Consider the following 14,705-nt stretch of genomic DNA (forward strand, 5'->3'; position numbering starts at 1 on the left):
ACCGGATTTGATCTCGAGAAGCTGGTCTTAAAGATGGACTGCAAGCGAGCCGCTCGGCGTGGCTCCGATAAAGCATGTCCATCGAACACGTCGATGGCATCATGAGTTGATTGGATTGTAAAAGGTAGTCCAATCGCCTTCTAGCGAAGGCTAGTGATGAGCATAGACAATGAGAACGATTAAGTGTCGTAAGGGCAATTGGTGGATGCCTTGGCATGCACAGGCGATGAAGGACGTGATACGCTGCGATAAGCCGTGGGGAGCTGCGAATGAGCTTTGATCCATGGATCTCCGAATGGGGAAACCCACCTTAAATGCTTGGAAAATCTGTTCTGTTGGCTTTTGGGCGAACGAAGTCGAAGACTTCGCAAGGCCAGAGGCCGTCGCCGGTTATCCGGCGCGCCGTCCGCAGGCAGCGATCTGTAAAGATCGCGACGGCCGTGAGGACAACAGTTCAGGTTTCCAAGCATTGAAATAAGGTATCTTACCTTCGAATACATAGGGGTAAGAAGCGAACGCAGGGAACTGAAACATCTAAGTACCTGCAGGAAAGGACATCAACCGAGACTCCGCAAGTAGTGGCGAGCGAACGCGGACCAGGCCAGTGGCAATGCTGAATAAAGTGGAACGGAATGGAAAGTCCGGCCTTAGCGGGTGATAGCCCCGTACACGTAGAACAGGCATTGTCCTTGAGTAGGGCGGGACACGTGAAATCCTGTCTGAACATGGGGAGACCACTCTCCAAGCCTAAGTACTCGTGCATGACCGATAGCGAACAAGTACCGTGAGGGAAAGGTGAAAAGCACCCCGACAAGGGGAGTGAAATAGAACCTGAAACCGGTTGCCTACAAGCAGTCGGAGGCCGCAAGGCTGACGGCGTACCTTTTGTATAATGGGTCAACGACTTAGTGTAACTAGCAAGCTTAAGCCGATAGGTGTAGGCGCAGCGAAAGCGAGTCTGAACAGGGCGATTGAGTTAGTTGCATTAGACCCGAAACCGAGTGATCTAGCCATGAGCAGGTTGAAGGTTGGGTAACACCAACTGGAGGACCGAACCCGCATCTGTTGCAATAGATTGGGATGACTTGTGGCTAGGGGTGAAAGGCCAATCAAACTCGGAGATAGCTGGTTCTCCGCGAAATCTATTTAGGTAGAGCGTCGACCGAATACCCTCGGGGGTAGAGCACTGGATGGGCTATGGGGACTCACCGTCTTACTGATCCTAACCAAACTCCGAATACCGAGGAGTACTAGTCGGCAGACACACGGCGGGTGCTAACGTCCGTCGTGAAAAGGGCAACAACCCTGACCTCCAGCTAAGGTCCCCAAGTCATGGCTAAGTGGGAAAGGATGTGAGGATCCCAAAACAACCAGGATGTTGGCTTAGAAGCAGCCATCATTTAAAGAAAGCGTAACAGCTCACTGGTCTAAATAAGGGTCTTTGCGCCGAAAATGTAACGGGGCTAAAGCCATGCACCGAAGCTGAGGATTTGCAGTTTACTGCAAGTGGTAGCGGAGCGTTCCGTAAGCCTGTGAAGGGAGACCCGTGAGGGCTCCTGGAGGTATCGGAAGTGCGAATGTTGACATGAGTAACGATAAAGAGGGTGAGAGACCCTCTCGCCGAAAGACCAAGGGTTCCTGCTTAAAGTTAATCTGAGCAGGGTTAGCCGGCCCCTAAGACGAGGCGGACACGCGTAGTCGATGGGAACCACGTTAATATTCGTGGGCCTGGTGGTAGTGACGGATTGCGTAACTTGTACATTCTTATTGGATTGGGTGTGCAGGGAAGCGGTTCCAGGAAATAGCTCCACCGTATAGACCGTACCCGAAACCGACACAGGTGGTCAGGTAGAGTATACCAAGGCGCTTGAGAGAACTCTGCTGAAGGAACTCGGCAAATTGCACGCGTAACTTCGGAAGAAGCGTGACCCCAAGGCACGCAAGTGTTTTGGGGTGGCACAGACCAGGGGGTAGCGACTGTTTATCAAAAACACAGGGCTCTGCGAAGTCGCAAGACGACGTATAGGGTCTGACGCCTGCCCGGTGCTGGAAGGTTAAGAGGAGAGGTGCAAGCTTTGAATCGAAGCCCCAGTAAACGGCGGCCGTAACTATAACGGTCCTAAGGTAGCGAAATTCCTTGTCGGGTAAGTTCCGACCTGCACGAATGGCGTAACGACTTCCCCGCTGTCTCCAGCAGAGACTCAGTGAAATTGAATTCCCCGTGAAGATGCGGGGTTCCTGCGGTTAGACGGAAAGACCCCGTGCACCTTTACTATAGCTTTACACTGGCATTCGTGTCGGCATGTGTAGGATAGGTGGTAGGCTTTGAAGCAGGGACGCCAGTTTCTGTGGAGCCATCCTTGAAATACCACCCTTATCGTCATGGATGTCTAACTGCGGCCCGTTATCCGGGTCCAGGACCGTGTATGGTGGGTAGTTTGACTGGGGCGGTCGCCTCCGAAAGAGTAACGGAGGCGCGCGATGGTTGGCTCAGACCGGTCGGAAATCGGTCGTCGAGTGCAATGGCATAAGCCAGCCTGACTGCGAGACTGACAAGTCGAGCAGAGACGAAAGTCGGTCATAGTGATCCGGTGGTCCCGCGTGGAAGGGCCATCGCTCAACGGATAAAAGGTACGCCGGGGATAACAGGCTGATGACCCCCAAGAGTCCATATCGACGGGGTTGTTTGGCACCTCGATGTCGGCTCATCGCATCCTGGGGCTGGAGCAGGTCCCAAGGGTTTGGCTGTTCGCCAATTAAAGCGGTACGTGAGCTGGGTTCAGAACGTCGTGAGACAGTTCGGTCCCTATCTGCCGTGGGTGTAGGAATATTGACAGGATCTGTCCCTAGTACGAGAGGACCGGGATGGACATATCTCTGGTGGACCTGTTGTCCTGCCAAGGGCATAGCAGGGTAGCTATATATGGAATGGATAACCGCTGAAGGCATCTAAGCGGGAAACCAACCTGAAAACGAGTATTCCCTTGAGAGCCGTGGAAGACGACCACGTTGATAGGCCGGGTGTGGAAGCGCAGCAATGTGTGAAGCTTACCGGTACTAATAGCTCGATTGGCTTGATCGTTCTCATTGTTCATGCTCATCAGCGCGCCAAGGCGCACTGATGATGCTGATCTTTTGTCCTCAAGGGCTGTAGGCCCTGCGGACGGCGCGCCATCTAGGGTGTTTTGCTGAAGCGAAAACCCGGGATTGGCGACGCGCCTTGCGCTTGCGGCCGACAGCGAAGGAGAAGATCGAAAAGACGTGTTCATGACCAGCGAAACCGGATGAAAAATAGCTATTCGCTATTCGCCACTCCCTATTCGCTCAAAATCCAGCTTCTCATTACATTGCCCTTAGCCGACCTGGTGGTTATGGCGGGGTGGCCGCACCCGTTCCCATTCCGAACACGGCCGTGAAACGCCCCAGCGCCAATGGTACTTCGTCTTAAGACGCGGGAGAGTAGGTCGCTGCCAGGTCTGCTAAAGGCAATGCGCTTCAAACGAAGCAAACAATCTTCTCGACACGCATTCGGCCCTGCCGAAACCAAAGGGCCGCATCAAGCGGTCCTTTTTTGTTTGCAGAATGAAACCGCATCTCAGGGAACGAAGCATCGAAACCGGTGCGCCCCTGACAGGAGACAAATCGCCTTCGGCAATTTGCTCCGGCACAGTCCGCCATCGCAACGCGATGGCGTAATCGCGATAAATCCCATAGGGATTTACGCTTGGCGCGGGGTGGAGCAGCCCGGTAGCTCGTCAGGCTCATAACCTGAAGGCCGCAGGTTCAAATCCTGCCCCCGCAACCAAATACCTAAAACCCAAAAGCCCTCTCGTCAGAGAGGGCTTTTGGCGTTTGAGGCTGTGAAAAAGGGCCGGCAGATCGCCAGCCCTTTTTCACGTTCAGCGCCTGTAGCGCAGGCGTTCCTGTTCGACTTCGGCCGGGCCATACGGATCGAGCGTGTCGTCGAAGCGGCTCCAGCCGCTTTCGGCATAGGCTGCGCGCCGCTGGTCGGGATCGACCCAGTTGGCGTTGCGAAGGATGGCTTCAGCCTCGCTCTCGAGACTGTCGTCTACCTTCGCCGTGACTAGGGTGCCGCCGCGGCGGACACCTTCCGCATAGACATGCGCACGGTCTTCGGGAACGCCGGATTCGGTCAGCGCACCGATGAGGCCGCCGGCCGCGCCACCGGCCACGGCGCCGGCGACGGCACCGGCCGCCGTTGCAGCGAGCCAGCCGGCCGCGACGACCGGACCGACGCCCGGAATGGCCATGACGCCCAGCCCGGTCAGCAGGCCGCCGACACCGCCGACCGCAGCGCCAATGCCGGCACCGGCGCCTGCGCCTTCGGCGGCATTGCTTTCCCGGCCATGACGGTCGCCGGCATTGTTGGAAACGATGCTGATATCGCTCGAGGGCACGCCGCGCGCCTCAAGCGCGCTGACGGCAGAGCTCGCATCGGAATAGTCGTCGAAAAGTCCTGTGACGGTCTTCATGGGAACCTCCTGAGTGTGTGATTAGTTGGCGACGATGTTGCCCTGATAGTCGAGGGCGACGCCGACGGCTTTGCCATCCTTCATGGCCTTGGCCTGCCAGACGCCCTTGTCGTCCAGCATCAGGCCGGTGATGTCGCTGTAGCCGGCCTCGGCAATCCGTTCCTTCGCCTGCTCCTCGGTGAAGCTGTTCGCGCCCTCCACGGGAGCGGTCGCGTTCTTGCTGTCCGGTGTCGCGACGGCCGGCGTATCGCCATCCGTTGTCGGCGTGGTGGCCGTCTGGGCAAAGGCGCCAAGGGCGGATGCGCTCACAAGAGCGGCGGCTAGAAGAAGTTTTCTCATGATCGTTTTCCTCGTTGGAGCCTGAATGCAGGCCTTTTAGGAACACCGTGCCGGTCGCATGGTTCCGGAAAACGCAAAATAGAAATTGTCGCGTCGGGTATGGAACATCAGGCAAATCAAGGCGTTGCGCGCGCATCCGCTCGCATGTCTTGGCGTGGTGTCATGGGATGTGGTCTTCTTTCCACTGGGATATCTCCCGCCAATCGTCACGCTGCTAGTGCTATGGCTTAAAGCGTGCCCTTCGGGTCGCTCGCCAAAGGAGCGTTCGCACTGCCGGCCGCCTGAAGCGTATAGGCAGGCTTCCCGTCGGCACTCTCGATTTTCTCTTGAGGGGTATGGGCGTCGATGCCGGGGCGGTCGGCCGGTGGAGTTCTGTCGCTGCACGAACTTGTTTCTCACTAGACGGCAAGGCGGCAGCGCCTTCGATACTTTCATACGCATGAGGATGCGGCTCGATCAGGCCTCCGTGACGTGAGATCTTGGGATTTCTATTTGCCGCGCAGCGAAATATGACTAGGTCATGGATGATTCGGCGGCGATTCTGTTTTTCCGTCGTGGTGGCCGGCTGCTTCGTGCGGCGTCGCTGCTGACGGTTCTTGCTGCGCTGGTTGGCGCCGGTTGTGCGGCGCGCCCCGGCGCTGGCGTGGACTCGATGTCAACAACGGTTCCCGCGACGAGCGCGCTTGTGCTACCCGCTCCGGGCACGCTTTCGATCGTCAGCGTCATCCAGCGTCAATATACCAACGCCATCGAACAGCAGATCGCGCTTTCGACGACGGCGGCCACATCCGGGCAGAATTTCATCAGCATTCAGGCCTTCGGCCCGGCGGAAACCGTGGCGCGGCCCGCGGGCGCGCTCGCTTTCAAGCCCGTGCAGCAGGGCGCGATCCGCGGAGAGATCCGCAAGTATTTTCCTGGCCGCCAGCTCGTGATCTCCACGAATTTCGTGCGCAACAGCTATGGCCCGTTCGGCTACGCCTATGGGCGGGGCGCGGGCGACGACGGCTGCCTCTACGGATGGCAGCAGGTTCGCTCCGATGTGTCCGATCGCGACAGACTGCGCGAACTCGGCATGCTCCAGATCCGCCTGCGCGTGTGCCAATCGGGTGCCTCGGAGAGGGAACTGGTCGAGCTGATGTATGGCTATACGGTCGTCGGCGGCTTTGCCGGCGCCGCCTGGAACCCGTATGGCAGGCCTGCCCCCGTCGACAGCCAGATCGGCGGTGGTGAGCCCCTGCGGCCGGTCTTCGAGGAACCGACGACGACGGTGGTCACGCCCACCCGCAATCGCGCGATCGTAACGCGGCGGACTGTGGCGGAAACGCCGGTGCGCAAGACGCAGACGGCCGTCGATACGAGCGGGAACGCGGTCGTCGTTCCATCGCCGTCGGGTGGTGCTACGGTTTCCGGCGGCGAGGCGGTCGTCGTGCCGTCGCCTGTCTGCGCCACGGGCGAGAGCGGGGCGGCAAGCTGCAACTGAAGTCGGTTGAGCCCTAAATTTCTCCTTAACCGTCTTGCGGGTAGTGTCTCGCGATCACGCCATGACGGCGAAGGGTGGGTAAATGAGACATAGCGGTACCGTCATACTATGGGCATGTGTGTCCGCTCTCGTGATTCTCGTCATCACGCTCCCCATCAATCTCCAGACCCAGCTTGTCGCCAGCATTGCCGTCGTGACCTTCATGGCGGTGATCAAGGTGCTGCGCGCGGAAGGCATCTGGCGGCTGATCGCGCTCGCCTTCGGCACCGCCATCGTCTTGCGCTACGTCTATTGGCGCACCACCAGCACGTTGCCGCCGCTCAACCAGCTGGAAAACTTCATTCCGGGTTTCCTGCTCTATCTCGCCGAAATGTACAGCGTGATGATGCTGGCGCTCAGCCTGTTCGTGGTCGCGCTGCCGTTGCCGTCGCGCAAGGGCAGCGTCACGCCGCTTGAAAGGCTGCCCAGCGTCGATGTCTTCGTGCCGAGCTACAACGAGGATATCGGCCTTCTCGCCAATACGCTCGCTGCCGCCAAGGCGATGGACTACCCCGCCGACAAGATGACGATCTGGCTGCTGGACGACGGCGGCACGGAACAGAAGCGTAATGCGGCCGCGGTCGTGGAGGCGCAGATCGCGACGGCGCGCCATGCCGAGTTGCAGGCGCTGTGCCGCGATCTCGGCGTCAACTACCTGACGCGTGCGCGCAACGAACACGCCAAGGCCGGCAACATGAACAACGGCATGCTCCATTCGAAGGGCGAGCTGATCGCGATCTTCGATGCGGACCATGCGCCGGCGCGCGACTTCCTGCGCGAGACGGTCGGGTACTTCGCCGACGATCCGAAGCTGTTCCTTGTCCAGACGCCGCACTTCTTCCTGAACCCCGACCCGCTGGAACGCAACCTGCGCACCTTCGAGAAGATGCCCAGCGAAAACGAGATGTTCTACGGCATCATCCAGCGCGGCCTCGACAAGTGGAATGCGTCCTTCTTCTGCGGCTCGGCCGCGGTCCTCAGGCGCACCGCGCTCAACGAGGCAGGCGGTTTCAGCGGTCTTTCGATCACCGAGGACTGCGAGACGGCGCTGGCGCTGCATTCGCGCGGCTGGAACAGCGTCTATGTCGACAAGCCCCTGATCGCCGGGCTCCAGCCCGCCACCTTCGCCAGCTTCATCGGCCAGCGCAGCCGGTGGGCGCAGGGTATGATGCAGATCCTGCGCTTCCGCTTCCCGCTCTTCAAGCGCGGGCTCTCGCTGCCGCAACGCCTTTGCTACATGTCGTCCATGCTGTTCTGGCTGTTTCCGTTCCCGCGCACGATCTTCCTGTTCGCGCCGCTCTTCTACCTGTTCTTCGATCTGGAGATCTTCACCGCATCGGGCGGCGAGTTCCTCGGTTACACGCTAGCCTACATGCTCGTGAACCTGATGATGCAGAACTATCTCTACGGCTCGTTCCGCTGGCCGTGGATTTCGGAACTGTATGAATATGTGCAGAGCGTGCATCTGCTGCCGGCCGTCGTGTCGGTAATGCTCAACCCCACGAAGCCGACCTTCAAGGTCACGGCGAAGGACGAGTCGATCGCGGTGGCGCGGCTGTCGGAGATCAGCCGTCCGTTCTTCGTCATCTTCGCCGTGCTGTTCATCGCCTTCCTCATGAGCATCTACCGGTTCTATGCAGAGCCCTACAAGGCGGACGTCACCTTCGTCGTCGGCGCCTGGAACCTGCTCAACCTGCTGATTGCCGGCTGTGCGCTCGGCGTCGTCTCCGAGCGTAGCGAGAAGGCGGCCAGCCGGCGCGTCACCGTCAAGCGCCGCTGTACTTTCCTCAGCGAGGGCCGCGAATATCCCGCCACGCTCGAAAACGTTTCGGCGAACGGCGCCCGCGTGCAGGTCTTCGGCCTCGAGGACCATATCGCGACCGGCGCCGAGGGCGCCCTGCGTTTCAAGCCTTATGGCGGGGAGCACGAGGAAGCGCTGCCGGTCGAAATCCGCAACGCCGAGACGACCGGCAACGTCATGGTGATCGGCTGCCGGTTTACGCCGCGGGACGCCCGCCACCACTCGCTCGTCGCAGACCTCATCTTTGCCAACTCCAACCAGTGGAGCGATTTCCAGGTGTCGCGCCGTTATAATCCCGGCATCTTCCGTGGCACGCTGTGGTTCCTCGGGATCGCCGCCTATCAGACGAGCCGCGGCCTGATCTACTTCCTGCGCAGCCTGGGCGGGCGCAAGGGGGAGGCGACGTCGTGAAGTTGGCTCCAGCAGCGGCCGTGGGGCTCGGCCTGTTTCTCGCGCTCTCGGCCTCCACGACATTCGCGCAGGAGGCCGCCGTTCCCTTCGACATGTCGGGCGAGCGCGGCCCGACCGCCGACAAGAAGCCGGACGAGGGCAACAGCGGCACGACCACGACCACGCCCACGACGACCCAGGTGGAACAGAAGCCGGTCGTGAAGCCGCCCGCGCGGCGTTACATCGTGTCGGCCCCGTCGCTGATGCTGGAAGGCGAGGTCGCCAGCCGTTCCTTCCCGATCTATCTCACGAAGGATGAGGCAGCGGGCGCCGATGCGCTGAACCTCGGCTATTCCAACGCCGTCGTCGTCGCGCCGGAGGCCTCGCGCCTGACGATCGTGGTCAACGACGTGCCCATCGGCGAAATGCCGGTGCAATCGGCCGAAGGCACGAAGGATGTGCAGCTGAAACTGCCGGCGGGCCTGCTGCGTCCCGGCGTCAACCGCGTCACGTTCAACGCGACACACCGCCACCGCACCGATTGCACCATCCGCTCGACCTATGACCTTTGGACGGCGATCGATCCCGCGCGCACCTTCCTGACCCTGCCGGACACTCCGGCGGGCCGCTTGCAGACCATGGACGATATTCCCGCCATCGGCGTTGGGCCGACCGGGCAGACGAAGTTCATCCTGGTCCTGCCGGAAATGGGCCAGCCCGCCGCCACGAACGCGCTCATGCGACTCAGCCAGGGCCTCGCCATGATGGCGAAGATGCCCAACCAGACCTTCGATGTCGTCAACACGATGCCGGCCACGCTCGGCGCCGGCGAGCTGGCGGTCGTGATGGGCACGGCCGGCGATCTGACGCCGATGCTGCCACGCCTGCCGGCAACGGCCGGAAGCTCCGCCATCGCGACCTTTGTCGATGCGCCCGCAGGTGACGGTAAGGTGCTTGTCGTCAGCGGTCCCGACTGGCCGTCCATCGAAGGTGCGGTGGAAGGCATCGTCTCGCCCATCGACCGGCCGCTCGGGATCCTGCGCGAAGCGCTCAGCGTTCGCCAGCGCAATGCCACGGAAATGCCGCTTGTCTACGGCGAGGCGACCCTGACACTTGCCGCGCTCGGCGTGCGCACCGGCGAATTCAGCGGGCGCCGTTTCCGGACGGGCTTCGATATCGGCATTCCCTCGGATTTCTACGCCGATGCCTATGGCGAGGCGACGCTGCTGCTCGATGCCGCCTATGCGCCCGATGTGCTGCCCGGCAGCCATTTCGATGTCTATGTCAACGGTAACCTCGCCTCCACGGTGCCGTTCAACAGCCGGAACGGCGGCATTTTCCGTCACCTTCCCATTCGCGTGACGATGCGGCACCTGCGGCCCGGTCCCAATAGAATCGACATCGAGGCGATTCTTCTGACGCAGGCCGATGCGGTCTGCGCGCCGGGCGCCAGCGCCTTGCAGGAGCCACGCTTCGCGCTGTTCGACACCTCTGAATTGCGCGTGCCGAATTTCGCCCGTATCGGGCAGATGCCCAACCTTGCTGCGCTGTCGGGAACCGCGTTCCCCTATAACGGCCAGCCCGAACCGGCAGCGCTCTATCTCGACCGCCTGGATTCCGACACGCTTTCGACGGGCGCGACGTTCCTTGGACGGCTTGCGGTATCCGGTGGCCGGGCCTTGCAGGTTCGCCCGGAATCCTCGGCGCTTGCCATCGGCGATCGCAACGCCATCCTGATCGGCACGTTGTCGCAGCTTCCGCCGCTGGTGCTCAGCCAGACGCATATCGCCGCCGAAAGTGCGTCGACCTGGGGCGCTCCGGTGACGGGCGACAATCAGCAGGCCGGCACGCAGGAGGCCATCGACCAATGGCAGTCACGCGTGCGTGGTGGAGCGTGGCGCAGCCAGGTGGCAGCGTTCCAGGCTTGGCTGCAGGAAACCTTCGACATCTCGTTCTCGTCGCTCCGGTTGCTGCCGGGCGAAGAGCAAGAGGTGGTGCCAGACGATAGCGCCCAGTTCCTCATCGCCCAGGGTGACAGCCCGGACCATACGGCGACATGGACCGTGCTTTCGGCGCCGACGGGCGCGAGCCTCAAGGCGGGCATGGCTGCGATGGCGCAGGATGCCCGCTGGCAGCAGCTGGATGGCTACGCGTCGCTGGACGACAAGGCCTCCGACAGCCTCGACACGCGGCCGGTCAGCCAAACCCGATTCGTGCCGACCCAGCCGTGGAGCTTTTCGAACATGCGCCTGATCGCGGCGAACTGGCTGTCCTCCAACATCCTGTCCTATGCGCTGGCGTTTTGCGGCCTCTCGCTGCTCCTTGGCATGGCGACCTGGGGGCTTTTGCGCCGGTTCGGGCGGCAGTTGTGATCACGCTGTTTACCGTCGGTTAACCCTACTGGGCTTTTATCGGTGCGAGTTGGCTCTTTATGACGGACACAGGACCGTGTCCGCCGTTCATGACGCATGGTGTCGTCACGGGGTAAGCCGGAGCCGGATGTGGATAATGACCGAAGGAAATTCGGGATGAAGTCGATCCTGATGGCGCTCGTCCTCGTTTCCGCCGGCGCGGCAAGCGTCGCCGGCTTGTCATTCCGCCTGCCCGGCGATCAGCCGCAGGATGTGCTGCGCATGGCTGCGGGCGCAGACGGACGTGGGAAGACGGAAAAGAGCCCGCGCGTGGAGCTGGCGCAATCCGACGGACACGCGCAGCAGGTTCCCGCCAACCAGACCACGACGACGGCACAAACCACCCAGACGGCGCAAACCACACAGACCATGCAGGCCGCCGAGACGACGCAGGCCAAGCCCGCGGTCGATGAAAGCGCCCTGCGCTACTTTGCCTCGCGCGGCGACACGGTGCGGCTGAACGCCGAGATCGCCCGCCTGCGCGCGCTCTATCCGACCTGGACCCCGCCGGAAAATCCCCTTGCCATTCCCGAGAACGAGGACAAGCAGCTTGAGGCGATGTGGGCGCTCTACAGCCAGTCGCGTTATGCCGACGTGCGCGCGGCGATCGCCGCCCGCCAGAAGGAGGATCCGCAGTGGACGCCGCCGGCCGACCTCGTCGAGCGCCTCGATATCGCTGAAAAGCGGGCGGCTCTCATCGCGGCGTCCAATGCCGGCAACAGTCAGGAAGTCGTGCGTCTCGGGGCAGAGACGCCGAGCCTCCTGACCTGCAGCGATGCCGACGTGCTCTGGCGCGTCGCCGAGGCCTTCGTGAAGGTCGATCGCGTGCCGCGCGCCAAGGATGCCTTCGGCTACATGCTCGACAATTGCACGGATGGACCGGTCCGGCTTGCGACGGTGCAGAAGGCTGCCGCCGTGCTCGGCTATGCCGACATGCAGGACCTCCTGGCGCGCGAGCGCGTCGCTGCCGACGGCACCAAGGAATTCGATCCTATCCGTCCCGATCTCGCGCGCCGTTTCGTCAGCGAAGGCGATGACGAGCCGAAGCTGACCGTCGCGCCGGAATATCTGAAGGTTGTCGAAAAGCTTCTGGCGGATGACGGCCTCGCATCCGATGCGCTGCTGCTCGGCTGGTATCACCTTCGTCGCGACGAGAATGCGCTGGCCGAGCCCTTCTTCCGCAAGGCGCGCTCGATCGAGGATTCCGCCTCGGCCGCCCAGGGCCTGTCGCTCATCCTGCTCGCCCGCAAGCAGCCGGCGGAGGCGGAGGACGTGATGTATGCCTGGCGCACCAGTTCCGACCAGGCGATGGAAACCTATCTCGCTGCGACCGCCAACCTGATGGCGCTCGACCCGATGCCGACCATCGATGCAAAGGTGCTCAACCGCATCGCGCAGGTGACGGTGGAGGAAAAGCATCCCGAGACCGGCGAGCAGTTCGGCTGGTACGCGCTCGCGATGGACCAGCCACGCACGGCGGCGGAATGGTTCTCGCAGGTCCTGCGCTGGAAGGCAGACTACGAGCCCGCCGCCTATGGTCTGGGCGTCGCACGTCTTCGTCTTGAGGACAGGGCAGGGCTTGCGGCGGTGAAGCAGGCCTGGGCAAGCCGTTCGGAACGCATCGCCCGGCTGGGCGAAGCCGATACCGGCGAGGATGCGGCACCCCTTCGCCGCGAGCGCGAGCAGCGCGTTGTGCAGGCCGACCGCCGCTTGCCCGCGCGCGATGTCGTGGCCGAGGAGCGCCCTGCGGTCGTCGAGGAGGTTGCCACGAGGACACAACGCACCGTCCGTACGACGACACGCAGCACCGCGAGCGCCGATTGCCGCTCGACGCGCGATCCGGCAGGCCTTCCGCCGGCCAGCGCGCTATCGCTGGGCTGGTGCCTCATGGAAAGGAACCGCCCCATGGAGGCCGCGCAGGCCTTCGAGGTGGCGCTGGGCGGGCAGGGCACGGTGCGCAGCGATGCGGCCTATGGCCAGAGCCTCGCCTATCTGCGTGCCGGCCTGACCAGCGATGCTGCCGTCGCCGCCACCAAGGCGAAGCTCGAGCAGCGGCGTGGCGCCGAACTCCAGTCCGCCATCCTCGCAGACCGTGCCGTCGCGAGCTTCCGTGCGCAGCGTTACCGCGAGACATTGGCCTATCTCGACCAGCGCCGGCAAATCCGCGCCGAGCCGGTCGACCTGATGGTCATGCGCGCCTATGCCTACAAGAATCTCGGCATGCGGGGAGACGCCTTCCGCCTCTTTGAGGCGCTGGGCGAGACGGGCCGGCAGGACGCAATCCGCGCGCTGGCGGAATTGCGCGCCGAGCGTCGCTGAGCCGGCACGGCCGAGGCCTTCAGGCACGCTTACAGGAAACATTACGAAAATATAATGATCCCAAAGGGTTCTCCTTTCGGGACATCGGTGCCACATCTCTTTGTAAGGGACAGGGAGGCACGGCCTCGACCATTGGAAAACGGATGAGCAAGAGCGCACGACCGAAAGAGGATGCCAGGACCGCCGAGGATGCGGGCCGGACCAATGTGACCTTCATGCCCGGCGCGGTGCCGCTGCGGCGGCGCAAACGCTCGCGGGCATGGCTGTGGCTGGGGCTTGCCGTCCTGGTCGCCGGGGCCGGTTACTACGGCTGGCGGGCCTACACGCCCGCCGAGACAGCAGCCGCCGTCGTCACCGAGGCTGTGGTGCGCGGTGATATCGAGAACGCCGTCACCGCCGTTGGCACGCTGGAAGCGGTCAAGTCCGTCGATGCCGGCGCGCAGGTCTCCGGCCAGCTGAAGGCGCTGCACGTGGCCATCGGCGACACGGTCGACAAGGATACGCTGCTTGCCGAGATCGACCCCGCGACCATCGAGAACCGCATGGAGATCAATCGCGCCGAACTCGCCAATCTCCAGGCCCAGCTTGAATCCAAGAAGGCGCAGCTCACCTTCAAACAGGCCAATATCGCCCGCCAGCGCAATCTCGTGGCCGGCAGCGCCGCCGCCCAGCAGGCGCTGGACCAGGCCGTCGCCGATCTGGCGGCCGCCGAGGCCGATGTGAACGCGACCGAGGCGCAGATCCGCAAGCAGCAGGCGACCATCGCCGGCGACGATGTGGACCTCGGCTACACGAAGATCTATGCGCCCATGGCCGGCACCGTCGTTTCCAATCCGGTGAAGGAAGGCCAGACGCTGAACGCCGCTCAGTCGGCGCCCACCATCGTCACCATTGCGGACCTCTCGACCATGACGGTGCGGGCCGAGGTTTCCGAGGCCGATGTCGGCCGCCTGAAGGTCGGCATGGAGGCTTATTTCACGCTGCTGGGCCAGCCCGGCAAGCGTTTCACCGGCACGCTGCGCCAGATCGAGCCGACGCCGACCGTGGAAAACAACGTTGTTCTCTACAACGCGCTATTCGACGTGCCGAACCCCGACGGCGAGCTGATGACCTCCATGAGCGCGCAGGTCTTCTTCGTGCAGGCCGCCGCCCGCGACGTGCTGATCGTGCCGAACGGTGCGGTGAGCATGAAGCGTGCCGAAGGCGGCGGCAAGCCGCAGGCGGAAGTGACGGTCGTCAAGCCCAACGGCGCAACCGAGACCCGTTCCGTCGAAACCGGCATCCGCAACCGCGTCAGCGTCGAGATCAAGAGCGGGCTGGAAGAGGGCGAACGCGTCGTCGTGACCCCGACATCGGAAGGCGGTTCGAGCCGTAGCGGCAGGGGCGGGCAGGGTCGCGGCATGCGCATGCCGCCGATGTTCTGAGGTGCTGAC

7 protein-coding genes, 1 tRNA gene and 2 rRNA genes are annotated in these 14,705 nt (G+C 62.4%); 8 read left to right on the top strand and 2 right to left on the bottom strand.

Translation table 11 applies throughout. The annotated features are described in order from the left end of the window. Window positions 1-177 precede the first annotated feature (177 nt). The 3 genes from K6301_RS01990 to K6301_RS02000 all read left to right on the top strand — a co-directional run bounded on the left by K6301_RS01990 (window position 178) and on the right by K6301_RS02000 (window position 3,805). Window positions 178-3,082 (top strand): 23S ribosomal RNA (locus tag K6301_RS01990). A 279-nt stretch (window positions 3,083-3,361) separates the two neighbouring features. After that, window positions 3,362-3,476 (top strand): 5S ribosomal RNA (rrf, locus tag K6301_RS01995). Between the two features lie 252 nt (window positions 3,477-3,728). Beyond that, window positions 3,729-3,805, top strand: a tRNA-Met gene (locus K6301_RS02000). Between the two features lie 94 nt (window positions 3,806-3,899). Here K6301_RS02000 and K6301_RS02005 read toward each other — a convergent pair. Together K6301_RS02005 and K6301_RS02010 are read right to left on the bottom strand one after the other, a co-directional pair. Then, window positions 3,900-4,493, bottom strand: coding sequence for a hypothetical protein (locus K6301_RS02005; RefSeq protein WP_247218918.1), 594 nt, complete (start codon window positions 4,491-4,493; stop codon window positions 3,900-3,902). Window positions 4,494-4,514: 21 nt separating this feature from the next. After that, window positions 4,515-4,832: a PepSY domain-containing protein gene (locus K6301_RS02010; protein WP_247218919.1), complete on the bottom strand. Its 318-nt coding sequence runs from the start codon at window positions 4,830-4,832 to the stop codon at window positions 4,515-4,517. Between the two features lie 520 nt (window positions 4,833-5,352). Between K6301_RS02010 and bcsN the strand changes: the two genes are divergently transcribed. The 5 genes from bcsN to K6301_RS02035 all read left to right on the top strand — a co-directional run bounded on the left by bcsN (window position 5,353) and on the right by K6301_RS02035 (window position 14,696). After that, the gene (gene bcsN, locus K6301_RS02015; RefSeq protein WP_247218920.1) at window positions 5,353-6,312 is read left to right on the top strand and encodes a cellulose biosynthesis protein BcsN; all 960 of its coding nucleotides are present in this window, start codon (window positions 5,353-5,355) and stop codon (window positions 6,310-6,312) included. 82 nt (window positions 6,313-6,394) lie between these two features. Then, window positions 6,395-8,563, top strand: a complete 2,169-nt coding sequence (bcsA, locus tag K6301_RS02020) for a UDP-forming cellulose synthase catalytic subunit (RefSeq protein WP_247218921.1) — start codon at window positions 6,395-6,397, stop codon at window positions 8,561-8,563. Next, the gene (locus K6301_RS02025; protein WP_247218923.1) at window positions 8,560-10,914 is read left to right on the top strand and encodes a cellulose biosynthesis cyclic di-GMP-binding regulatory protein BcsB; all 2,355 of its coding nucleotides are present in this window, start codon (window positions 8,560-8,562) and stop codon (window positions 10,912-10,914) included. Before bcsA ends, K6301_RS02025 begins: the two co-directional genes overlap by 4 nt. Before the next feature lie 156 nt (window positions 10,915-11,070). Then, window positions 11,071-13,272: a cellulose synthase gene (locus tag K6301_RS02030; RefSeq protein WP_247218924.1), complete on the top strand. Its 2,202-nt coding sequence runs from the start codon at window positions 11,071-11,073 to the stop codon at window positions 13,270-13,272. A 143-nt stretch (window positions 13,273-13,415) separates the two neighbouring features. Beyond that, window positions 13,416-14,696: an efflux RND transporter periplasmic adaptor subunit gene (locus tag K6301_RS02035; protein ID WP_247218926.1), complete on the top strand. Its 1,281-nt coding sequence runs from the start codon at window positions 13,416-13,418 to the stop codon at window positions 14,694-14,696. Window positions 14,697-14,705: the final 9 nt, after the last annotated feature.

The organism is Shinella oryzae (genome assembly GCF_023038235.1).
Classification (GTDB): domain Bacteria; phylum Pseudomonadota; class Alphaproteobacteria; order Rhizobiales; family Rhizobiaceae; genus Shinella; species Shinella sumterensis.